Annotated in this window: 18 protein-coding genes, 1 tRNA gene and 1 pseudogene; 13 read left to right on the plus strand and 7 right to left on the minus strand. The window is 70.8% G+C overall.

Going from position 1 to position 21,536, the window contains the following annotated elements:
- Positions 1–68: 68 nt before the first annotated feature.
- From ABZW18_RS03365 to ABZW18_RS03375, 3 genes are read right to left on the minus strand one after another with little or no spacing between them, the layout of a single operon-like run.
- Positions 69–368 carry a YciI family protein gene (locus ABZW18_RS03365; protein WP_356181375.1) on the minus strand — a complete coding sequence of 100 codons (300 nt, stop codon included), beginning with the start codon at positions 366–368 and terminating at the stop codon, positions 69–71.
- A gap of 10 nt (positions 369–378) precedes the next feature.
- Positions 379–885, minus strand: a complete 507-nt coding sequence (locus ABZW18_RS03370) for a pyridoxamine 5'-phosphate oxidase family protein (protein ID WP_356181378.1) — start codon at positions 883–885, stop codon at positions 379–381.
- A gap of 42 nt (positions 886–927) precedes the next feature.
- Entirely contained in the window at positions 928–1,635 is a 708-nt protein-coding gene (locus tag ABZW18_RS03375; protein WP_356181381.1) for an endonuclease V, read from the minus strand.
- A 381-nt stretch (positions 1,636–2,016) separates the two neighbouring features.
- Between ABZW18_RS03375 and ABZW18_RS03380 the strand changes: the two genes are divergently transcribed.
- Together ABZW18_RS03380 and ABZW18_RS03385 are read left to right on the plus strand one after the other, a co-directional pair.
- Positions 2,017–2,430, plus strand: coding sequence for an SsgA family sporulation/cell division regulator (locus tag ABZW18_RS03380; RefSeq protein WP_356181384.1), 414 nt, complete (start codon positions 2,017–2,019; stop codon positions 2,428–2,430).
- Between the two features lie 391 nt (positions 2,431–2,821).
- Positions 2,822–4,450 carry an ABC-F family ATP-binding cassette domain-containing protein gene (locus ABZW18_RS03385; protein WP_356181387.1) on the plus strand — a complete coding sequence of 543 codons (1,629 nt, stop codon included), beginning with the start codon at positions 2,822–2,824 and terminating at the stop codon, positions 4,448–4,450.
- A 336-nt stretch (positions 4,451–4,786) separates the two neighbouring features.
- Here ABZW18_RS03385 and ABZW18_RS03390 read toward each other — a convergent pair whose 3' ends face one another.
- Positions 4,787–8,500, minus strand: a complete 3,714-nt coding sequence (locus ABZW18_RS03390) for a hypothetical protein (RefSeq protein WP_356181390.1) — start codon at positions 8,498–8,500, stop codon at positions 4,787–4,789.
- A gap of 130 nt (positions 8,501–8,630) precedes the next feature.
- On the opposite strand from ABZW18_RS03390, the gene ddaH reads away from it, so the two are divergent.
- Both ddaH and ABZW18_RS03400 read left to right on the plus strand, forming a co-directional pair.
- Positions 8,631–9,407 (plus strand): dimethylargininase, encoded by a 777-nt coding sequence (gene ddaH, locus ABZW18_RS03395; RefSeq protein ID WP_356181392.1) that lies wholly within the window; start codon positions 8,631–8,633, stop codon positions 9,405–9,407.
- 124 nt (positions 9,408–9,531) lie between these two features.
- A complete protein-coding gene (locus tag ABZW18_RS03400; RefSeq protein ID WP_356181395.1) occupies positions 9,532–10,506 on the plus strand; it encodes an acyl-ACP desaturase in 975 nt (324 codons plus the stop codon).
- Positions 10,507–10,978: 472 nt separating this feature from the next.
- Here ABZW18_RS03400 and ABZW18_RS03405 read toward each other — a convergent pair.
- Positions 10,979–11,052, minus strand: a tRNA-Met gene (locus ABZW18_RS03405).
- A gap of 61 nt (positions 11,053–11,113) precedes the next feature.
- On the minus strand, positions 11,114–11,359 hold the full coding sequence (locus ABZW18_RS03410; protein WP_356181398.1) for a WhiB family transcriptional regulator: 246 nt from the start codon (positions 11,357–11,359) through the stop codon (positions 11,114–11,116).
- Positions 11,360–11,521: 162 nt separating this feature from the next.
- Here ABZW18_RS03410 and ABZW18_RS03415 point away from each other — a divergent pair, with 162 nt between their 5' ends.
- The 6 genes from ABZW18_RS03415 (at position 11,522) to ABZW18_RS03440 (ending at position 19,714) form a co-directional block, all read left to right on the plus strand.
- On the plus strand, positions 11,522–12,991 hold the full coding sequence (locus ABZW18_RS03415; protein WP_356181401.1) for an aldehyde dehydrogenase family protein: 1,470 nt from the start codon (positions 11,522–11,524) through the stop codon (positions 12,989–12,991).
- The gene (locus ABZW18_RS03420; RefSeq protein WP_356181404.1) at positions 12,988–14,559 is read left to right on the plus strand and encodes an APC family permease; all 1,572 of its coding nucleotides are present in this window, start codon (positions 12,988–12,990) and stop codon (positions 14,557–14,559) included. The genes ABZW18_RS03415 and ABZW18_RS03420 overlap by 4 nt, the downstream gene beginning before the upstream one ends.
- 36 nt (positions 14,560–14,595) lie before the next feature.
- The gene (locus ABZW18_RS03425; protein WP_356181407.1) at positions 14,596–16,158 is read left to right on the plus strand and encodes a GMC family oxidoreductase N-terminal domain-containing protein; all 1,563 of its coding nucleotides are present in this window, start codon (positions 14,596–14,598) and stop codon (positions 16,156–16,158) included.
- Between the two features lie 391 nt (positions 16,159–16,549).
- Positions 16,550–18,397 carry a phage tail sheath C-terminal domain-containing protein gene (locus ABZW18_RS03430; protein WP_356181409.1) on the plus strand — a complete coding sequence of 616 codons (1,848 nt, stop codon included), beginning with the start codon at positions 16,550–16,552 and terminating at the stop codon, positions 18,395–18,397.
- A 17-nt stretch (positions 18,398–18,414) separates the two neighbouring features.
- Positions 18,415–18,939: a phage tail protein gene (locus ABZW18_RS03435; protein ID WP_356181412.1), complete on the plus strand. Its 525-nt coding sequence runs from the start codon at positions 18,415–18,417 to the stop codon at positions 18,937–18,939.
- Positions 18,940–18,958: 19 nt separating this feature from the next.
- The gene (locus tag ABZW18_RS03440) at positions 18,959–19,714 is read left to right on the plus strand and encodes a hypothetical protein (protein ID WP_356181415.1); all 756 of its coding nucleotides are present in this window, start codon (positions 18,959–18,961) and stop codon (positions 19,712–19,714) included.
- 467 nt (positions 19,715–20,181) lie between these two features.
- Here the strand turns inward: ABZW18_RS03440 and ABZW18_RS03445 are convergent, their stop codons facing one another.
- On the minus strand, positions 20,182–20,532 hold the full coding sequence (locus ABZW18_RS03445) for a PRC-barrel domain-containing protein (protein ID WP_356181417.1): 351 nt from the start codon (positions 20,530–20,532) through the stop codon (positions 20,182–20,184).
- A gap of 277 nt (positions 20,533–20,809) precedes the next feature.
- On the opposite strand from ABZW18_RS03445, the gene ABZW18_RS03450 reads away from it, so the two are divergent.
- The 3 genes and pseudogenes from ABZW18_RS03450 to ABZW18_RS03460 all read left to right on the plus strand — a co-directional run.
- Positions 20,810–20,983 (plus strand): CsbD family protein, encoded by a 174-nt coding sequence (locus ABZW18_RS03450; RefSeq protein WP_356181418.1) that lies wholly within the window; start codon positions 20,810–20,812, stop codon positions 20,981–20,983.
- 167 nt (positions 20,984–21,150) lie between these two features.
- Complete coding sequence (locus tag ABZW18_RS03455; protein WP_356181420.1) at positions 21,151–21,393, plus strand: DUF6411 family protein; 243 nt, start codon at positions 21,151–21,153, stop codon at positions 21,391–21,393.
- Positions 21,360–21,527 (plus strand): annotated as a pseudogene (locus tag ABZW18_RS03460) (sigma factor); the annotation flags it as partial. The gene ABZW18_RS03455 and the pseudogene ABZW18_RS03460, both read left to right, overlap by 34 nt.
- Positions 21,528–21,536: the final 9 nt, after the last annotated feature.

The following is a 21,536-nucleotide window of genomic DNA, read 5'->3' on the forward strand; positions in this document are numbered from 1 at the left end:
GGCCCCGCCCGTTCCGGCCCGCTCCGGCCCGCCGCGCGCGCCCGGTCCCGGCCGAGCCCGCCCCCGGCTCAGCCCACCCGTTGCTGGCGGAACTCCTCGAGGCCCGGAGCGGTCCTGCTCACCGTGAACTCCGTGACCCGGTAGGCGCAGACCTCCTCCTGTACGAAGGGGTCGCTGGCGACGACGGCCTCGATCCGGTCCCGGTCGTCGCCCACCGCGAGGATCACACCGCCGTCGCGCGGCTCCTTCCGCCCCGAGACCATGAACACCCCGGCCTCGTACTGCTCGTTCACCCACTCCAGATGGGCTTCGAGAAGTGCGTCGACCTCGTCGAGGGGCGCGGTGTAGGTCAGCTCGAGTACAAACATGATCCGGAGCCTACGTGTCCGGGAAGCGCCATCGCGTGGCGGCCCGCATATCGGCGTCCCAGCCGAAGACCAGCCGCGGCCGCACATGGAATGCGGGGCCGAGGGCCCCGGAGCTGTCGGCGACGCCTTCGTCGGTCGCGGCGATGTCCCAGTCGTACTTGAGGTTGTACGCGGCGATGAACCGGGCCGGCGCCGATGCGCCCGTCACCGGCTCCGCCGTGCCCTCCACGATCACCGGCCGGTCCCCGTCGTCCAGGTGCACCGTGAGTGCCGGCTGGGCGGCGAGGTTGTGCCGGGCGAGCGAGCCCGTGCTGAACCAGAGTCCGTCCTCCAGCCAGACCGCCCAGACGGGGCGGGAGTGCGGCCGGCCGTCCGGGCGGGTCGTGGCGATCCAGTAGGTACGGGCGGCCACCAGCCGGTCGAGCGCCCACTTCCAGGGCAGCAGCTCCCCCGGTGGCATCGCCGTACCGAACATGACCGGCGCCTCGGCCACCGGGTCGGGCAGGGCGGCTTGCATGCGTCCCACCGTACGCCGGGAGCGGTGACTCGGCCCGGCTCGTCAGCCGGCTGTCGCCGACGCTGCTGCCAGCGCGGCCGCGAGGGAGCGGCGGCACAGGCCGTCGGCGTGGCGCGTCGTCTCCGGCAGGCGGTGGCGCGGGGTCAGCCGGAGGGTGTGTCCGCAGGCGTGCTCGAGGCCGATCGCGTGACCGACGGAGACGAACACCGGCTTCACCCCCTCGCGGGTGCGCAGGGCCCGGCCGACCACCTCGCCGTCGTCCACCAGCGGCGTCCATGCTCCGCGCGGCGCGGGTGGCTGCTCGTAGGAGAAGGAGAACGGGGTCTTCGCGACGCCGAAGGACGGGATGCCGGTCAGTACGCCGAGATGGCTGGCGAGCCCCAGGCGGCGCGGGTGCGCGATGCCGTAGCCGTCGCACACCACCAGGTCCGGCACCGCGCCGAGCCTCTCCAAAGCCTCCAGGACCGGCGGCAGTTCGCGGAACGCCAGGAGCCCTGGGACGTACGGGAAGGAGGTCCGTCCGACGGCGGTCGCCTGTTCGACGACATCGAGGGTCTCCAGGTCCAGGACGACGGCTGCGGCTGCCACCCGGTCGGTCTTCGCGTCGTACGCGACGTCCACTCCGGCGACCCGGCCGGCTGCCCCGGGCTCGGGGCCGGCGCTGTCCAGGTCGACGAGCCCCCGCAGCCGCTCCTGCTCCGCGACCGCCTCGGCTTCGGAGTCCGGCCATTGCCTGCCTGTCCACGCCATGAGGCTGTCCTATCAGATCCCGGGGCGGATCCCTGGCCGATCCCGGGGCGGATCCCTGGCCGATCCCGGGGCTGATCCCTGGCCGGATCCCTGGCAATCCCCGATCGGATCTCTGGTCGGATCCCCGATCGCCGCCGCCCGTCGTCGGCCGGGGACCGCACCGTTGGGGTGCAGCCGGCGAGGGCCGCCGCGGCGCTGCGGAGCCGCTGCGGATGTGTCGGAGCGCCCACGGCTGCCCCACGCGCGCGTGCGGCACGCCGCAGGTGGTCGCCCGGCCCCGGCAGTGACGGATGTCACGCTTCCCGCCGATGCACGCATCCGGCCCGGAATCCGTCTCACCGGATACAGCGATACGGACCGCACGAGTGCAAGGAGGCAGGCGTGTCCCCTGTCATCGACCAAACCGTCCAGGCCGGCCTCATCACGGCCGAGGCCCAGGTGCTGGACGTCCCGGCGGTGCTGCGCTATCGGCGCGACGACCCACTCGCCATCCGTATCTGCTTCCCGCCGCGAGCCTCGCTCGCCGGCTCGCATGTGACGTGGGTCTTCGCACGGGACCTGCTGGCCGCCGGGCTGGAGAGCCCGACGGGCGAGGGGGATGTGCACGTACGGCCGTTCGGCGCCGATGTGACGGTGATGGAGTTCCACGCCGCTGTCGGCACGGCCATGGTGCGGATCAAAACGGCCGATCTCCGCCGCTTCCTCCAGCGGTCCTACCTCGTGGTGCCCGCGGGCAGCGAACATCTGCAACTGGACCTGGACGGGGATCTTGCGGCGCTGCTGCGCGAGGCCTGACCCGGACTGACCCCGACGGAACAGGCCTGCCCCGGCCTGGTCCCTCGATCCGCCCCCGATCCGGCCGGCTCCCATGGGTCGTGGCCGTAGGCGGCGGGGGCCGAACGGGTCGTTGCTTTTTATTGCGTTGCCGCCGCACAGCAGCCGGGCATACCGTTCTTCTCGGCCCCGTTGTCGTTGAATGGAGAAGGACGTTGCTCCTCTGAGGTCTTGAGACACCGTGCTCCGCCGCCCCGCCTCCGTGCGAGGTGCCGCGTGAGCTGTGTGCGACCTCGGCGCTGAGCCGCCCCCTCCCCCGACCGGGGCCTTCTCGTTGCCCGTCCGGTCCGTCGCCGCAATCCCCGGTGTCTCCCCGTGTTGCCACATCACTGCGAGCAACCTGGAGGCCCGTATGGCTCACTCCGCCACCTCATCCGCATCCGCGTCCGTCACCTGCTCCGGACTCTCCTTCGCCTGGCCCGACGGGACCGTCGTGTTCGACGGCTTCGACCTGGCGGTGGGACCGGGACGGACCGGTCTGATCGGCCTGAACGGATCGGGCAAGTCCACCCTGCTGCGGCTCATCGCCGGCGAGCTGGACCCGGGCGGGGGCAGCGTCCGGGTCGCCGGGGAGATGGGGTATCTGCCGCAGAACCTCGTCCTGGACACCGCCCTGCGGGTCGACGCGGCACTGGGCATCGCGCGGGCCCGCGCCGCGCTGCACGCCATCGAGGGCGGCGACGCGAGCGAGGAGCACTTCGCCGCCGTCGGCGACGACTGGGACGTCGAGGAGCGGGCGCGGGCGACGCTCGACCGCCTGGGGCTCGGCCACATCGGCCTCGACCGCACCATCGGGGAGGTCTCGGGCGGCGAGTCGGTGCTGCTGAGACTGGCGGCGCTGCTGCTGCGCAGGCCGGACGTACTGCTGCTGGACGAGCCGACCAACAATCTGGACCTCGACGCCCGGCGGCGGCTGTACGACGCGGTCGTGGCCTGGTCCGGGGTGATGGTCGTGGTCAGCCACGACCGCGAACTCCTCGAACTCGTCGATCAGATCGCCGACCTGCGGGGAGGCGAAGTCCACTGGTACGGCGGAAACCTGTCGTCGTACGAGGAGGCGGTCGCCGTGGAGCAGGAGGCCGCCGAGCGGATGGTCCGTGTCGCCGAGGCCGATGTGAAGCGGCAGGAGCGCGAACTGGCCGAAGCCCGGGTCAAGTTGGCGCGTCGGGTGCGCTACGGCCAGAAGATGTACGACTCCAAACGCGAGCCGAAGATCGTGATGAACGCGCGCAAGCGCGAGGCACAGGTGTCCGCCGGCAAACACCGGATCATGCACACCGAGAAGCTGAAGGAGGCGAAGGAGCGGCTCGACGACGCCGTGGAGGCGGTGCGGGACGACGAGATCCGGGTCGATCTGCCGCACACGGCGGTACCGGCGGGACGGACCGTCCTCACCCTGCGGGAGCTCGAACTCCGGTACGGCGCACGGGTTCAGGACTTCGAGGTGCGCGGACCGGAGCGGATCGCGCTGGTGGGCCGGAACGGAGCGGGGAAGTCGACACTGCTGCGGACCGTCGTCGGGCAGCTGGAGCCGGTGTCCGGGGAGGCGGTGGCGCATGTCCCGGTCCGGTTCCTGCCGCAGCGGCTCGACGTGCTGGACGACGAGCTGACCGTCGCCGAGAACGTGGCGCGCTTCGCGCCCGCAGCGACCAACAACCGGATCAGGGCGCGGCTCGCCCGCTTCCTGTTCCGGGGCGCGCGGGCGGACCGGCCTGCGGGCGCGCTGTCGGGCGGCGAGCGGTTCCGCGCGTCGCTGGCCGCGCTGCTGCTCGCGGAACCGGCTCCGCAGTTGCTGATGCTGGACGAACCGACGAACAACCTCGACATGACGTCGGTCGGCCGACTGACCGCGGCCCTGGAGTCGTACGAGGGCGCGCTGATCGTGGCGAGCCACGATGTGCCGTTCCTGCGCGGGATCGGGATCACACGCTGGATGCGGCTGGACGGCGAACTGTCGGCCGTCGAACCGGAGGAGGTTTGACGATCCTCTCCCGGCTGAAGCCGGGAGATTGCCTTTGGCTACCCGTGGGTGGCCGGTTGGGTTTCACGCGTCCGCCTCCGCTGGTGGGCGGGACTCGGCGCCGTGCGGCGCCTGCGCGTGCTGTTGATGACCGAGCCGCCCGTCCGGCGGGCTCGGGCCTCGATCTCCACCGAGGCATTATGGTCCGCGTCGTCCTCGTGCCCGCAGTGCACACACGCGAACAACCTGCCGCAGCCCTTGCGGGAGGCCGGATCAACCCTCCCGCAGTTGGCCAGCGGGGACGCTCCACGGCGGTATGGCCCGGCGCTGGCCGTACCGCCCCACCACCTGGCAGGATCACTCGGGGGCCGTCTCCAGAGCGAGTGCCGCGTCGCGTACGTCCGGGACCGGGTGGCGGCGCAGCCGTCGTAGCTGGTCGCGCCAGGCGGGCGGCCAGCCGGAGCGCTGGCCGGCGACGGCCGTCAGCGCGGCGGACATCAGGCCCGCGGCATGTGTTCCCTCCCCCGCGAGACGCAGCGCTGCCGCGGAGAGCGCCACGTCCGAGCCTGGTTGGGACGCGGTCTCCAGTCGACGGCGCAGAGCCGTTGCGCTCCGGTCCGCCAGTACGGGGCGGCCCTCGTACAGCCGGGCGAGCCAGGACAGCCGGTCCCCCAGCGAGGCCCCGTCCGCGTCGAGGTCCACGTCCAGGTCCAGGGAGTCGGCCAGGAGCCGGGCCGCGGCGGGGACGAACCGGGGGTGCCGGGCGAGCAGTTCACCGGCGTCGGCGGCGGCCCGGCGGTAGCCGGCCGGGTGCGTCACCGCCCGCACAGCGAGCCGCTCCACGAGATGTTCGACGCGGCGGCGGGCGGGCCGGTCGCGGTCGGGCTGCGCATCCGCCATGGCAGCCCCATCCCCTACGGCCCCGTCCATGACGGCCCCATCCCCTACGGTCCCGTCCATGACGGCCCCGTCCCCGGCAAGCGAACTGTCCCCCACCGGCGCCCCGTTCCCTCTGACCCGCCCATCCGCCATGCCCCCTCGGTCCGCCACGACTGCCGCTTCCGCCATGACCTCCCTGTCTGCCGTAACCGCCCCACCCGTCGTAACCGCCCCACCGGTTGAAGCCGCCGCAGCCGCCGCAGCCGCCCCGTCCGCCGTAACCGGCGCCTCCGCTGCCGTCTCCCCGGCCCAGTCCGATCGGCCGTCCGCCGCGACCAGCGCGGTCAGCACCCGCTCCAGCGTCGGGCCGCTCCCCGGCACCGACGTGACCAGCGAGACGAGACCGTCGGCGGCGGCACGCCAAGTCCCGCGGTTTCCCAGGTCGGTGACGGCGGCCGCCAGTGCCCCGGCAGCCTCCGGCGACCACGGCGCCCAGTGCGCCAGCGCCGCGTAGACCGCTTCGGCGATCTCCCGGTCCTCGGTGACGCCCAGGGCAGTGACCAGCCGGGCGTAACGCTCCCGGTGTGCTTCGGGCAGATCGAGCGGCCGGATACGGAGGACGGCGTGGCGCAGCGCCGGAGGGCCGGCCGCGGCGCCCGCGATCATCTCCCACGCCCGCTCGTCGCCGAGCAGCCCGGCCGCGAACGCCACACAGGCGGCCGATACGTCACGGTGCTGCCCGGGCAGCGCGTACGCGTCGGCGAGCAGTCCGGCGGCCACCGTGACGGGAAGCCGGGTCGCGGCGAGCCGGACCGCCTCCTTGCGGCTGGTGACCTTCACCTGCACACCGGCGTCCGGCAGCAGGACGGCGCGCAGGATTCCGGCCAGCCGTGACGGCGCGACGTACAGCGTCGCGCGGGTGGCCGCGTACACCGCGACCCGCGCGCGGTCGTCCCCGGCGTGGGCGAGCAGGACCGGCAGCGCCTCACCCGGCCGGTCCGTCCTCGCCAGAGCGGCCAGAGCGGCCTCGGCGAGCAACACGTCCGGGGAGTCGGTCCAGCGCCGCACCTCCCCCGCTCCCAGCTCGGGTATGCGGGCGGCCTGCCCGATGGCCGCGATCCGCTGGTTCGGCCGCAGCGAGGCGTCTCCCATCGCCCGGGTCATCAGCCGTGCCGCGGCGGCTTGTTGCCGGGGCAGCCAGCGGTCCGCCTCGCGGCCGACCGGGGGCAGCCAGTGGCTGTTGCGGTTCCGGAAGCGTCCGTGCGGGGCGGTGTCGCCGAGGACCGCGTCGAGCAGATCGGTGCGGCGCCGGGTCAGCACGGACAGGACGGGCTCCAGTACGGCCGTCGAGGAGTCCAGTGCGAGGATCTTCCCCACCCGCTCGTCCCGGGCGGACGGCGCCTCGAGCCACAGGCCGATCGCGGTCCGTACGGTCGCGTCGTTCCCGAACTGCACGGCCTGCCAGAGGAGTTCCTGGAGCTCCGGCATCGCGGCGGCACGCCGTGGCCCGACCGCGCGGGCGAGCGCGAAGGTCAGCCCGTGGTCCACCTTCTCCGCGCCCGCCTCCAGCCAGGGCCGCAGCGCCTCGAACACTTCGTGCTCCTGCCCCCGGCGCAGCGAGCGGTCGAGCCGGCCCAGGTCGGCGCCGCCGGTGTTCCCGGACAGCCGGACCAGGGTGCGCAGGGCCCAGCCGATCAACTGCCGCTCGGCGGTGGCGGCGTGTTCGCGCAGCAGCGCGATGGCGAGTTCGCTCAGGGCGCTGCGGCTCTGGCTGGGGGCGGCGCAGGAGGTGTCGCGGGCCGTGATCGCGTCGGAGGCGATGCGGTCGAGGTACGGGGCCGTGTCGTCGGTGAAGAGGCGGGGGTGGATGCGGCCGAGCGCGGCCAGGGCGGCGGACCGTACGGGGTCCTGCTCGTTGCGCAGCCGTTCCATCTCGCCCAGCAGGCGCAGCAGCGCGGCGGGGTCGGCGGAGCGCGCGACATTGCCGATGAGCAGGGGCCAGGCCTCGGCACGGTCGTCCGCGCCCGGCCGGCGGGTGGCGGCGGTCAGCTCCTCCCACGCCTCCTCCACGGGCAGATGCGCGACGGCCGACAGGACGGCCGCCCAGCCCGCGTCACGCGCGCGTGCCTGCGCGGCCATCCGGCGGCCCTCGGCCTCGCGCCGGGCGCGCGGCAGGAGCTCCAGCACCGGGTCGGAGGGGAGGGCGCGGTCCTGCCCGGTGGTGACGGCGTCGTAGAAGTCGCCGCGGCGGGCCGGCGGCAGGGCGCGGAGCAGCTGGGCGAGGCGTTCCCCGTACGGTGCCCAGGCGCGGCCCAGGCCGGTGAACCGGGCCAGGTCGAGCCGTGCGAGGCGCTCCAGCACGGAGCGTGGCAGACCGCGTATGCGCAGGGTCTCGGCGTGCCGCGGATCGAGCAGCAGGCGGAGCGTGCGGCCGGGTTCGGCGGCGGTCAGTGCGCCCAGGCTGTGCCACAGCGGAAGGGGCAGAGCGCCGGTGCCGTGGCGCTCCAGCAGGTCGAGGACGCGGCCGGGCCGGGCGGCGGCGGTGGCGGCGACCCCGGCTGTGTACCGCTGCCACCACGTCTCGTACAGGGTGGAGGGGAGTTCGGCGAGCTGGCGTCCGGCCTCGTCCAGTACGGCGTCGGGGTGGCGGGCCGCGAGACCGCGCCAGCCGCGGACGGCGTGGAAGAGGCCGGGGAGGAGCCGGGTGACGGTCCGCGCCCCGCAGCCGGGCAGCAGCCGCGCCGCCTCGCCGTCCCCCCACCGCTCACGGCAGTCGTCGACGAGCCGGTCGGCGAGGGCGGTGCGTCCGCCGCGGACGACGGCGCGTATCAGCTCTCTGCGTATGGCCGCGGGTGCGTCCTCGAGCGCCGCTTCGAGGGCGGCGTCGGAGACGGGCGCGGATTCGGCGGCGCGCAGGGCGTGGCCGCGAACCACCGCGTCGGGGTCGGTGAGCCTTGCCTCCAGATAGCCGGTGTCCCGCCCGACGGCGGCCGCGACGACGGCCAGCCGCTGCCCGTACGCCCCGCGCTGCGCGAGGTCCTCCAGCATCGGCCGCAGCTGCCCGCGGCCTGCCCACGCGCGCGTGCGGGCGGCGAGTTCCCGCATGCGCTGCGGATATGGGAGCGGGTCCAGGGCTCCGAGCAGATCGTCCACGGGGTTCGGCGGGTCCTGCGGGATGCGGATGCGCGTCATGCCGGGGATTGTGCCTGTTCGGCGGGGGCGGGGGTGGGGGTGGGCAGTAGAAGATCTGCCCGGGTGAAGGACAGGATGGGGGGACGGCGCATCCGTGCCCCCATGGTCCGTATATCGAAAGGGAGCAACCGTGCCCAGCAAGAAGGTGCTCATCCGCCGCCCCGGCCCGCGCCTCGCGGAGGGGCTCGTCACCCATATCGACCGGTCGCCGGTCGACACGGGACTCGCGGTGAGCCAGTGGGAGGGATACGCCATGACGCTGCAGGCGCACGGTTGGGAACCCTTCGAGGTGGAGCCCGCCGAGACCTGCCCGGACAGCGTCTTCATCGAGGACACGGTGGTGCTGTTCCGGAATGTGGCGCTGATCGCGCGGCCCGGCGCGGACTCCCGCAAGCCGGAGACGGCGGCGGTGGAGGAGGCCGTCGCTCGCCTCGGCTGCTCGATCAACTGGGTGTGGGATCCGGGCACGCTCGACGGCGGCGATGTCCTCAAGATCGGGGACACGATCTATGTGGGCCGGGGCGGCCGGACGAACGCCGCCGGGGTCCAGCAGCTGCGGGCCGCCTTCGAGCCGCTGGGGGCGCGGGTCATCGCGGTGCCGGTCAGCAAGGTGCTGCATCTGAAATCGGCGGTGACCGCCCTGCCGGACGGCACCGTGATCGGCTACGCGCCGCTGGTCGACGACCCGTCCGTGTTCCCACACTTTCTGCCCGTCCCCGAGGAGTCCGGCGCGCATGTGGTGCTGCTGGGTTCGGGGAAGCTGCTGATGGCCGCGAGCGCGCCGAAAACCGCGGAGCTGCTGGCCGGTCTGGGGTACGTACCGGTACCGGTCGACATCGGCGAATTCGAGAAGCTGGAGGGATGCGTCACATGTCTCTCGGTACGGCTCCGCGATTTGCATGCATAGTGGGGCGAAGTAGAACGATTACCCCCGCCCCTTGGCCTTCACCTAACCTGGGCCTTAACCTACGGACTCGTAACCTACGGAGCCGTAGGTGATTCTGCAGTCCCCGTATGCCTCTGGAGCCGATGTGACCACCACCCCTGCCCCCCTCGCCGGTTCGGAGGCGTGGAGTGACGCCCGGCTGCTGTACGCGCTGGAAGAGGTTGTCGAGACCGAGCTCAACCGCCATCTGAGCGTCGCCAAGGAATGGATGCCCCACGAGTACGTGCCGTGGAGCGACGGCCGGAACTTCGACGGCCCGCTCGGCGGCGACGCGTGGGAGCCCGAGCAGTCCAAGGTCAGCGACATCGGCCGGATATCGCTTGTGGTGAACCTGCTCACCGAGGACAACCTCCCGAGCTACCACCACGAGATCGCCACGCTCTTCGGCCGCGACGGCGCCTGGGGCAACTGGGTGCACCGCTGGACCGCCGAGGAGGGTCGGCACGGCATCGTCATGCGCGACTACCTGCTGACCTCGCGGGCCGTCGACCCGGTCGAGCTGGAGCGCTTCCGCATGGCGCACATGTCGGAGGGCTTCGAGTCCGACAACCGGCACAGCATGCTGCACTCCGTCGCGTACGTCGCCTTCCAGGAGCTCGCGACCCGCATCTCACACCGGAACACCGGCCACCACTCCGGCGACCCGGTGTGCGACCGGATGCTGGCCCGGATCTCGACCGACGAGAACCTGCACATGGTCTTCTACCGGAACCTGCTGGGTAAGGCCTTCGAGCTCGCTCCCGACCAGACCATGGCCGCGGTCCGCGATGTCGTCGTGAACTTCCGGATGCCCGGACACGGCATGCCCGGCTTCGAGCGCGCCGCCGCGCAGATGGCCATCGGCGGCATCTACAACCTGCGCATCCACCATGACGACGTACTGCAGCCGGTGCTGCGCTTCCTCAAAGTGCTGGAGATCTCCGGCCTGGGGCCGGAGGGCCTGAAGGCACAGGAGGAGCTGGGCCTGTTCATGGGCGGGCTCGACGACCAGGCGACCAAGTTCGACGAGCGGCGCCAGGCGCTGCTCGCGCGGCGCGCGGCGCGGGCGGCCTCCGCCTGACGCCGAGGCTCCATTCGGAGGGATTCCCGAACGTCCCCTGCCCTCGGGCAGGGGACGTTCGTTTTGCCGCCGGGACCGAATCACACGGCGAGTGCAGGAGCGCGGGAGCAGGAACCCGGCCCCGCCTCACACAACCGCCCTCCAGACCTCACTGGAGGGAAGCTGGAGCGGTGGACGGGGTTGCCCCGGTCCACCGCACGCAGAACCCCGCCGGTGGCGGCACCGTACCGAGCGCGTCACCGGACGCCCGCGGGCGAGCGCGGGCCGCACCCATGAGAGGCACATAGAGACACGCAGAGGCACGTAGAGACACACCGACGGTCCGAGAGGCGGGCCGGTCCAGCGGCACCAGGGGACCGGCCCTGGACAGGGGCCGCACCGGGTGCGGTGGCGCGGACCGCTCCACCGCACCCGCGCCGGAAGGCGAAAAAGCAGCAGGCCCGGTGCGTGTGCACCGGGCCTGCTGTGTGAGTAGCGGGGACAGGATTTGAACCTGCGACCTCTGGGTTATGAGCCCAGCGAGCTACCGAGCTGCTCCACCCCGCGTCGGTGAACACGACCTTACGCGCTCCCGGCGTTCCCACCAAATCGTTTCCGCGGCGGCCGATCAGCTGCGCCGCAGCCGCTGCCGCTCCCGCTCGGAGAGGCCTCCCCAGACGCCGAACCGCTCGTCGTTCGCGAGCGCGTACTCCAGACACCGGATGCGCTCCTCGCAGGCTCCGCAGACCCGCTTGGCCTCCCTGGTGGAGCCACCCGCTTCGGGAAAGAACAGCTCGGGACCGGTCTGCGCACACAGGGCACGCTCCCGCCAGCCCGGCTCGCGCCCCGACGGGACGGTGAAGTCGATCAACATAACGGTCACTCTGACGCCCACCGATCAACGGAGTCTCAACGTCCCATCAACGGCACCGAGCGAATGTGACATGCATCACTTAGAATCTGCTGCGTATCTCGCGCCACGGAATCCGGTCGGCCCTCCGTCGGCCAGGGCACCGGGCAGACCCGGAGGAACGCCATGCCCGAGCTCTTCATCGGTGGCCGATGGACCGCCGCCGTCGACGGGCACGTCCGCGAGATCCGCTGCCCGGCGGACGGCACCTTGGTCGCCACGGTGGACGAGGGCGGGCCGAAGGACTCCGCGGCCGCGGTGGCCGCGGCGCGCGACGCCTTCGACCGCGGCCCCTGGCCCGGCACACCCGCCGCCGATCGTGGCCGGCTGCTGATCCGCGTCGCCGACCTGCTGGAGCGGGACAAGGACGCGTTCGCCCGGGCCGAGTCGCTGGACACCGGCAAGCGGCTCGTCGAGAGCGAGTACGACCTCGACGACATCGCGAACTGCTTCCGCTACTTCGGCAGTCTGGCCGCTTCCGGCGGCACCGACCGGGCGGTCGACACCGGCGATCCGGCCGTCGACAGCCGCGTGGTGCACGAGCCGGTCGGCGTCTGTTCGCTGATCACGCCCTGGAACTATCCCCTGCTCCAGACCGCCTGGAAGGTCGCCCCCGCGCTCGCCGCCGGCAACACGTTCGTTCTCAAGCCGAGCGAGCTCACCCCGCACACCGCCATCGGACTCATGCGGCTGCTCGCCGAGGCGGGGCTGCCCGACGGCGCCGCCAACCTGGTGCTGGGAACCGGTCCGGGCGCGGGCGCACCGCTCACCACCGACGAGCGGGTGGACATGGTGTCGTTCACCGGCGGCCTCGCCACCGGGCGGCACATCATGGCCGCGGCCGCGCCCACCGTGAAGAAGATCGCTCTCGAGCTCGGCGGCAAGAACCCCAACATCGTCTTCGCCGACGCCGAGTTCGACACCGCGGTCGACTACGCCCTGATGGCGGTCTTCCTGCACGCCGGACAGGTCTGCTCGGCCGGGGCTCGGCTGCTGGTCCAGGAGAAGCTGCACGACGCGTTCGTCGACGAGCTGGTGGCCCGGGCGCGCAGGATCCGGCTCGGCGGTCCGTTCGACGAACAGGCCCGCAGCGGCCCGCTGATCTCGGCTGCCCACCGCGAGAAGGTCGAGGCGTACGTGGCGGCGGGCCTGGACGAGGGCGCGGTGCTGCGGTGCGGCGGCAGGCGTCCGGACGACCCGGCGCTCGGGGACGGCTTCTACTACCTGCCGACGGTGCTGGACGACTGCACTCCCGGCATGTCCGTGGTGCGCGACGAGTCCTTCGGCCCGGTCCTGACCGTCGAGCGGTTCCGCAGTGAGGACGAGGCGGTGGCACTCGCCAACGACACCTTCTACGGCCTGACCGGGGGGGTGTGGACCCAGGACAGCGGTCTGGCGCAGCGGGTGGCCTCCCGGCTCCGTGCGGGAACCGTCTGGATCAATGACTTCCATCCCTATGTGCCACAAGCGGAATGGGGCGGTATGAAACAGTCCGGCGTGGGCCGCGAGCTGGGCCCGGCAGGCCTGGCCGAGTATCAGGAGGCCAAGCACATCTGGCGTAACACCGCGCCGCGTCCCCAACGGTGGTTCGAGTGACGGCCACCGAGCCGACCGGTCCGGGCGGTCCCTCCGCCGGCTCCGGTCACGACGACGACTCGCTCACCGAACTCGGCTACCGCCCCGAACTCAAGCGCACACTCGGCAACTTCCACACCTTTGCCGCCGGGGTCAGCTACATCTCGATCCTGACCGGCACCTTCCAGCTCTTCTATCTCGGTGTGAGCTTCGGCGGACCCGCCTACTGGTGGTCCTGGCCCATGGTCTTCGTGGGGCAGTTGATGGTCGCCCTGTGCTTCTGCGAGCTCGCCGCCCGGTACCCGGTGGCCGGATCCATCTACAACTGGGGCAAGCAGATGGGCGGGCCCCATGTGGGCTGGCTCGGCGGCTGGATGATGATGACCGCCACCATGGTGACGCTCTCGGCAACGGCGCTCGCCTACCAGGTCACGCTGCCGCAGATCGACGAGACCTTCCAGTTCGTCGGGGACGGCAGCGGCCAGACCGACCAAGCTGCCAACGCCGTCCTCCTCGGCTCCGTACTCATCCTCTTCACCACCCTGGTCAACGCCTTCGGGGTCAAGCTGATGGCCCAGATCAACTCCAGCGGTGTGTTCATCGAGCTGATCGCCGCCATCGTTCTGGTCGTGCTGCTGGCCGCTCACATCACCCGCGGCCCGAACACCGTGCTGACCGACACCGACGGGCTGGCCCAGGGCCAGACCTGGGGCTATTTCGGCGCGTTCCTGACCGCATCCCTGGCATCCGCCTATGTGATGTACGGCTTCGACACGGCGTCGTCCCTCGGAGAGGAGTCCCACAATCCGAGTCGCAACGCACCTCACGCCATCCTGCGGGCGCTGGTCGCCTCGTTCATCCTCGGCGGGTTCATCCTGCTCTTCGCCCTGATGGCCGTGCCGAACCTGGGCGCCAAGGAGCTGAGGGACATCGGCGGCCTGCAATACGTGGTGCTGGAGACGCTCGGCTCGACCATCGGTGAGATCGTGCTCTGGTGCGTGGTCATCGCGATCACGGTGTGCGTACTGGCCGTCCATGCCGCCGGAATCCGCCTGATGTTCGCCATGGCCCGGGACAACAACCTGCCGGCCGGCACGCATCTCGCGCGGGTGAGCCCCCGCTTCAAGACCCCGGTGGTGCCCGCCATCGTCATCGGTGTGGTGGGCGTTCTCATCCTGGTGATCAACATCGACCAGCCGCAGATCTTCTCGGTGATCACCAGTATCGCGATCATCATGATCTATCTGGCGTATCTGCTGGTCACCCTCCCCATGCTGGTGAAGCGGCTGCGCCGCCGGTGGAAGCCGGCCGAGGGATTCTTCTCACTCGGCCGGTTCGGCCTGCCGGTCAACGTCCTGGCGGTGCTCTGGGGAGCCGGGATGATCATCAACCTCGCCTGGCCGCGCACCGAGATCTACAACGCCACCGGTCCGCAGCACTGGTACCTGCGCTGGGGCGCGTTCCTCTTCGTCGGCATCGTCGCGGGCGCGGGATTCGCCTACTACTGGTTCGTCCAGCGGCACCGCACCGGCGTACTCGACGAGCACAAGGCCGAGCTCCTGGGCGATCAGCCGACCCCCAGCAGCTGATCAACGCACCCACGAGCACGAAGCTGGAGAAGCACAATGCCCGAGCAAGGCACGGTGGACGAGTTCGACTACGTGGTCGTGGGCGGCGGCACCGCCGGAGCGGTGGTGGCCGCCCGGCTGTCGGAGGATCCGGCCGTCAGCGTCTGCGTACTGGAGGCGGGCCCGTCCGACGTCGGCGACGACAAGGTACTGCGGCTGGAACAGTGGATGGCCATGCTGGAGTCCGGCTACGACTGGGACTACCCGGTGGAGCCGCAGCGGTACGGCAACAACTTCATGCGGCACGCCCGCGGCAAGGTGCTGGGCGGCTGCTCCTCGCACAACTCCTGTATCGCCTTCTGGGCCCCGGCCGAGGACCTCGACGAGTGGGGCGCACAGGGCTGCACGGGCTGGAGCGCCGCGGACTGCTTCCCGCTCTACCGGCGACTGGAGAGCAATGACGGGCCTGGCGACCACCACGGCCGCTCCGGTCCGGTGACCATCCGCAGCATCCCGCCGCGCGACCCGTGCGGCCGGGCACTGCTGGAGGCCTGCGCCGAGGCGGGCATTCCGACCACGCCGTTCAACACCGGCCGGACGGTGGTGCGCGGCGCGAACTGGTTCCAGATCAACGCCCGCGAGGACGGGACCCGCTCCTCCGCGTCGGTCTCCTATCTCCATCCCATTCTCGGCAAGCGGCCGAATCTGGAGGTGAGGACCGGCCTTCAGGCCAAGCGGCTCGTCCTGGACGCCGACCTCCGTTGCACCGGCGTGGACTATCTGGCGCCGGACCTGATCCACACCCGGACGGTCGGCGCACGGCGGGAGGTGATCGTCTCCTGTGGGGCCATCGACACCCCCAAACTGCTGATGCTCTCCGGCATCGGACCGGCGGAGCACCTCCGCGAGAAGGGCGTGGACACCAGGGTGGACGCGCCGGGGGTCGGCTCCAATCTGCAGGACCACCCCGAGGGCATGATCATGTGGGAGGCCATGCAGCCGATGGTGACCTCCTCCACCCAGTGGTGGGAGATCGGCATCTTCGCCGGCACCGAATCGGGCCTGGACCGCCCCGATCTGATGTTCCACTACGGCTCGGTCCCGTTCGACATGAACACCTACCGGCACGGCTACCCGACGTCGGAGAACGCGTTCTGCCTGACGCCGAACGTCACCCGTGCCCGCTCGACCGGCACCGTCCGGCTCAGGACCCGCGACTTCCGGGACAAGCCGGAGGTCGACCCCCGCTACTTCACCCATGCGCACGACGTACGGGTGATGACCTACGGCATCCGGCTCGCCCGGGAGATCGCCGCCCAGCCCGCGATGGTCACCTGGGCGGGTACGGAACTCGCCCCCGGCCCGGGCGCGCAGTCCGATGAGGAGCTGTTCGACTACATCCGGCAGACGCACAACACCGTCTACCACCCGGCGTGCACCGTGAGGATGGGGGCGCCGGACGACCCCGCGGCCCCGCTCGACCCTCAGCTGCGTGTCAAGGGCGTGAGCGGACTGCGGGTCGCCGACGGGTCCGTGATGCCGTTCCTTACCGCGGTCAATCCGTGCATCACGACAATGATGATCGGCGAAAAATGCGCCGATATGATCAGAGCCGATTAGGACCGGTTTTCCTGCGTTTCTGGTGTCGCCGTACGCGCACAAACCGCGCTGTTCACAGCCGAAAACCCCCGGCGATCACATGGCTGAAATGCATACCCTGATGCGAAGAAAATGCAGTGGCCATCACAGGATCTTTACATCCTGTCACCCCTGGATTCTCTTGACCCCCCAACTGACAGCCACGCAAGATGAGTTGAGCACTTACGCATCAGGAGTCGCAAGCGACCAGCTTGGCCCCGGCGGACCGATCCGAATGGGGCAAAGACGGGGGGAACTGATGGGGTGTGCGTGTCCTGTGCGCGTTCGGGATGCGAATTCCCGGTACCCGTAACCTCCCTCCCCGGTCTCTTGGTGCCTTATCCATCGGTGCCTGAAGGGGATTGGAGGGGGAATGCCGACGAAACCGACTTACCCCGGCGTCTATGTCGAAGAACTTCCCAGCAGCGTGCGCACCATCTCCGCCGTCACGACCTCCGTGACGGCGTTCGTGGGACACACCCGCCGCGGACCGGTGAACAGGCCGGTCAGAATCACCAGCTTCACCGACTTCGAGCGGCGCTTCGGGGGGCTCACCTCGCAGAGCGCGGTCGGCTACGCCGTGCACCAGTTCTTCGGCAACGGCGGCACGCTCGCGGTGATCGTGCGGGTGGCCGCGGCCGGTACCGGCGAAGAGGCCTGTGTCACCCTCGATTCCACCGAGGGCCACAGCGACTGCGCGGTGCTACGGGTGCACGCCAAGGAGCCCGGCGTCTGGGGTTCCGGCCTGCGGCTGGCCGTCGACCACGACACCCCGGCCCCCGGCGAGACCTTCAACCTCCAGGTCTTCGACGCGCACGGCGGCACCCGCGAGACGTTCGCCGGTCTCTCCATGAGCCCCGGCCACGGCCGCTTCGTGGAAACCGTGATCAACCCGGGCTCCTCCCTCGTACGGGTCGAGGTGATCGGCGAGGGACGGCCCGACCCGTCGGGCACCGTCTCCAAGCCGTTCTCGGCGGAGCTGCCCAACCTCGCCGTCGACCTCACCGTCAAGATCGGGGAGGTGGAGCGGGACTTCACGCTCTACGACCCGGACCTGGACGGCGAACTCCCCTGCAGCGTCACCGAGCTGGCCCTGCTGCTCGAGCGCAAGCTGCGCGCCCTTCCCGACGCCCCGGGCAAACGGGCCTTCGCGGGAGCGGAGGTCACCGCGTACGGCAACCGGCTGCAGGCCGTCGCAGGCTCCACCGACCCGGACGACGTCATCCGCTTCGTCGGCGAATGCGCCAACGACCTGGGTCTCGAGGCGTCCGTCAACCCACCGGTGTTCCCGCTGAGCGGCGGCGTCGACGGAAGCCCGCCGGGACCCCGGGACCTCATCGGCAGCGAGGCCCGTAAGACCGGCCTCCAGGCGCTGCGCGGCGTCGACGACGTCAATCTGCTCTCGCTGCCCGAACTCTCGGCGTACGAGTCCACCGAGGACATGCTCACCGTGATCTCGGCTGCCGAGCGGCTCTGCCAGGAGCGGCGGATATTCCTGCTCGTCGACTCGCCCACGTCCTGGGTCAGCGCCGACACGGCACGGGCCGGTCTCGCCGCCTTCGAGCCGGTGCGCGGCAACCACGCGGGCCTGTACTTCCCGCACATCCAGCTGACCGACCCGCTGACCGGCCGGCTGCGCTCCTTCCCGCCGTCCGGCGCCATCGCCGGGGTCTTCGCCCGTACGGACGCCGAGCGCGGCGTCTGGAAGGCACCCGCGGGGACCGAGGCCCGGCTGGCGGGTGTGCGGTCGCTGACCGTGCAGCTGACCGACCGGGAGAACGGGCTGCTCGGCCCGTTGGGCGTCAACTGCCTGCGTACGTTCCCGGTGGTGGGCCCGCTGGTGTGGGGCGCCCGCACGCTGGAGGGCTCGGACGCCCTGGAGAGCGAGTGGAAGTACGTGCCGGTGCGACGGCTCGCGCTGCATGTCGAGGAAAGTCTCCACCGCGGTCTGCAATGGGTCGTCTTCGAGCCGAACAACGAGCAGTTGTGGCAGCAGATCCGGCTGAACGCCTCGGCGTACCTGCACACGCTTTTCCGGCAGGGGGCCTTCAAGGGCGGGACACCGCGCGAGTCGTACTTCGTGAAGTGCGACAAGGACACGACCACCGACGCCGACATCGAGCACGGAGTGGTCAATGTGCTCGTCGGCATCGCGCCCGTCAAGCCCGCGGAGTTCGTGATCGTCAAGATCCAGCAGATGGCCGGACAGTTCGAGATTTAGGAATCCGAAGGAAAACGATGGCTGAGTTTCAGATCAACGCCCATCGCTTCGACCCGTACAAGAACTTCAAGTTCCTGGTCCTCTGGGACGGTCGTACGGTCGCGGGCATCAGCAAGATAAGCCCGCTGAAGCGCACCACCGAGGTGGTCAAGCACCGGCACGGCGGGGACCCCAGCTCTCCGCGCAAGTCGCCCGGCCGCTCCGAGTTCGAGGGTGTGACCCTCGAGCGCGGTGTCACCCACGACCCCGAGTTCGACCGCTGGGCCAACAAGGTCTGGCAGGTGGGCGCGGGGCTCGGCTCCGAGGTCTCGCTCGCCGACTTCCGCAAGGACATCGTGGTCCAGGTCCTCAACGAGGCCGGCCAGGTGGCCGTTTCGCACAAGCTCTACCGGGCCTGGCCGAGCGAGTACCAGGTGCTGGGCGAGCTGGACGCCAACGCCAACGCGGTCGCCATCCAGAGCCTCAAGCTGGAGTGCGAGGGCTGGGAGCGGGACTACGAGGTGCCGGAGCCGACCGAGCCGTCCTTCACCCACCCCGTCTGAGCACAGGACGGCCTGAGGTATGGCGCACACGGGGCCCGCCGGGCCGGCGGAACTGCTGGCCACCTGGGAAGCGGGACTGGCTCACCAAGGTCCCGGCCGCGCCTTGTTGCTGCACCGGACCGCCCGTCCGGAGGCCGGCACCGACGAACTGCTGTCGATGCCGGTCGGCGAGCGCGAGGCTGATCTGTTCGCACTGCGCCGCGCGCTGTTCGGCGAGCGGATGCAGGTGCGGACGGAGTGCGGTGCGTGCGGCGAGGCGATGGAGTTCGACCTCGACGCGCGGGAACTGGCCGACCGCCCGAAGCGGTTGGACGGTCCACTGCGAGTGGAGGAGGGCGACTGGGTGGTCGAGTTCCGGCTTCCCACCGTCGCCGACCTCGCGGCGGTCGCCGCTTCCGCTCCGGACGCCGCGGAGTCCCGGCGGCTGCTGGTCGCACGCTGCACGCTCTCGGCCGTACAGGCCGGGGAGCCGGTCCCCGCGGACCGGCTCCCCGACCTGCCCGAGCCGGTGCAGCGGCGGCTCGCCGAGGCCGCCGAGCGGGCCGACCCGGCAGCCGCGGTGACGCTGAACGTCGCCTGTCCCGAGTGCGGCGAGGCCACGCCGGCCGAGCTGGACATCGCCTTCTACCTGTGGACCGAACTGGACGCCTGGGCACGCGATGTGCTGCTCGACGTCCATCTGCTCGCCACCGCGTACGGCTGGAGCGAGCCGGAGATCCTGGCGCTCAGCCCAGTGCGGCGCCGCTACTACCTGGAGCTGTGCGCAGATGTCTGACTACTTCGACCGGCTGCTGGCACGGCACGCCCCCGCGCCGGCGGCGGGCGGCGCCGACGGCCCGGCGCTCGTACGGCCACGGCTGCCCGGCCCGTACGAGCGGGTCGAGGCGCTGCGCTCCGAGGCGGCTCTGCCGGACGAACCCGCGCCCCTGCTCCCGGCCGCACCCGGCCCTGTCCCCGGCGAGGGCGCCGTGATCCGGCACGAGCGTGAGATCAGGACCGACCGCCACACCGTCATCCGGACGGAGACCGTGCCGCGCGGCGAGTCGGACCCGCCTGCCACCGACAGCCCCCGGCGCGAGGTTCCGCTGCTGCGGCCCGCCGCGCCGGTGTCCCCCGGGCCGCGTCCGGCCGGCGATGCCCCGCGCTCCGAGCGGCGGGCGGCGGCATCGGCGGCGCCCGGCGCGCCCGCATGGACGGCGGCGCCCCCCCCCCCCCCCCCCTCGCTGCCGTGCTCGGCGGGACTCAGCCGAGGAAACCGCCGTAGTAGCCCCCGACCTGCTCGTGGTACGTGGCGTCGGTGGTGTGCTTGTCCTTGTCGAACTCCGGAGCGTTCTTGATCTCGTCCTTGGTACGAGCGACGAAGATCGTTTCGACTGCCGTGTCGACGCTGGTGACCGTGCCGGCGGGTAGCAGGACATGCTTGCCGAAGATCCAGGGGCCGGTATCGACGACGATGTATGCGGAGCCGACCTCGTCGGACTGCTTGTCGACCTTGCCGATGCTTCCATCGGTCGCCTCGACCTTGAACCCGGTCAGGTCCGTACCGTGCTGAAGGTTCGTCGTAGCAGCGTAGTTCCACATGTTCGCAGTCATGGAAAACCCTTCCAAATTCTCGGTGAAATGAATGCGAGAAAGTCGTCGTTCAACCTCTCCGCTGCACCGGGTACCCGGCTCTCAGGTCTCAAACCCCTGCACTGGAACATCTCCTGACCATGCGTTCGGTGATTGATTCAACAGCAGTAACGCCACCCTCTTCTGCCACCTCTTTCGCGACCTCTTCTACCACCGGCAGCGGCCCACTTGTTCGTCGGTTCATCCGCGGGGTAGCCGGAACGACATCCAACGTATGCCGATATCCGAGGAGACCTCGATGAGCGCGCGTGAGAAGGCCAAGGCCAAGTGGGACCAGGCCAAAGGGATGGCCAAGGAAGCCACCGGTCGCTCGGTGGGCAATGAGCGCATGACCGCCGAGGGACGTGGTGAGCAGAGCAGGGGCGACGTACGCACGGCCGCCGAGAAGGTCAAGGATGCGTTCAAACGCTGAAATCCGCAGGCAGGTGCGCGGGGCCCGACCGATTACCGTTCGGGCCCTTCGCTCTTTTCTGCGCATCCGTGTGCAACAACCCATTGCCGTCGGGCTTCCCGCGTGTGTAAATCGAGCTCACGGGCAGATTCGTCGGCGACGGGAAAAGACTCGGCGAGGGAGTGGATATGATCATTGGCGTTGTCATAGTCGTGTGCGTTGTGCTGGTCGTTCTGGGATTTCTGGCTCCGAAGTTGTCCAACCGCCCGCAGCGGGGAGCGCAGCGGACCCTGGGCGCGGGGGCTCGCGGTGCGGGCAAGGCACCGGGTCCGTTGGGCCGGTGGATGAGCAGGCCGTTCCACAGCAGCAACCGCGCGGTGGGCCGCAGCGGGCGCGCCGGCCGCAAGGGGCGCTCGCGTCTGCCGTTCTGAGATTCGCCGCGTCTCGGTTCCGCAACCGTGCGGAGCCGATGGAGGACAGCGTCCAGGTGGGCACGATCGACCTGATCGAGGCCATCGACCGGTTCGACCGCGGGGTGGATTCACCACCACCCTTCGTCATCCCCTGAGCTCAC

The sequence above is a fragment of the Streptomyces sp. NPDC004647 genome, from assembly GCF_040609575.1.
Taxonomy (GTDB): Bacteria; Actinomycetota; Actinomycetes; order Streptomycetales; family Streptomycetaceae; genus Streptomyces.

Bases quoted from the DNA above. Each gene is read 5' to 3' on its own strand.
- ABZW18_RS03365 (WP_356181375.1), bottom strand. From the start codon at position 368: ATGTTTGTACTCGAGCTGACCTACACCGCGCCCCTCGACGAGGTCGAC.
- ABZW18_RS03370 (WP_356181378.1), bottom strand. From the start codon at position 885: ATGCAAGCCGCCCTGCCCGACCCGGTGGCCGAGGCGCCGGTCATGTTC.
- ABZW18_RS03375 (WP_356181381.1), bottom strand. From the start codon at position 1,635: ATGGCGTGGACAGGCAGGCAATGGCCGGACTCCGAAGCCGAGGCGGTC.
- ABZW18_RS03385 (WP_356181387.1), top strand. From the start codon at position 2,822: ATGGCTCACTCCGCCACCTCATCCGCATCCGCGTCCGTCACCTGCTCC.
- ABZW18_RS03390 (WP_356181390.1), bottom strand. From the start codon at position 8,500: ATGACGCGCATCCGCATCCCGCAGGACCCGCCGAACCCCGTGGACGAT.
- ABZW18_RS03410 (WP_356181398.1), bottom strand. From the start codon at position 11,359: ATGTTGATCGACTTCACCGTCCCGTCGGGGCGCGAGCCGGGCTGGCGG.
- ABZW18_RS03415 (WP_356181401.1), top strand. From the start codon at position 11,522: ATGCCCGAGCTCTTCATCGGTGGCCGATGGACCGCCGCCGTCGACGGG.
- ABZW18_RS03425 (WP_356181407.1), top strand. From the start codon at position 14,596: ATGCCCGAGCAAGGCACGGTGGACGAGTTCGACTACGTGGTCGTGGGC.
- ABZW18_RS03430 (WP_356181409.1), top strand. From the start codon at position 16,550: ATGCCGACGAAACCGACTTACCCCGGCGTCTATGTCGAAGAACTTCCC.
- ABZW18_RS03435 (WP_356181412.1), top strand. From the start codon at position 18,415: ATGGCTGAGTTTCAGATCAACGCCCATCGCTTCGACCCGTACAAGAAC.
- ABZW18_RS03440 (WP_356181415.1), top strand. From the start codon at position 18,959: ATGGCGCACACGGGGCCCGCCGGGCCGGCGGAACTGCTGGCCACCTGG.
- ABZW18_RS03445 (WP_356181417.1), bottom strand. From the start codon at position 20,532: ATGACTGCGAACATGTGGAACTACGCTGCTACGACGAACCTTCAGCAC.
- ABZW18_RS03450 (WP_356181418.1), top strand. From the start codon at position 20,810: ATGAGCGCGCGTGAGAAGGCCAAGGCCAAGTGGGACCAGGCCAAAGGG.
- ABZW18_RS03455 (WP_356181420.1), top strand. From the start codon at position 21,151: ATGATCATTGGCGTTGTCATAGTCGTGTGCGTTGTGCTGGTCGTTCTG.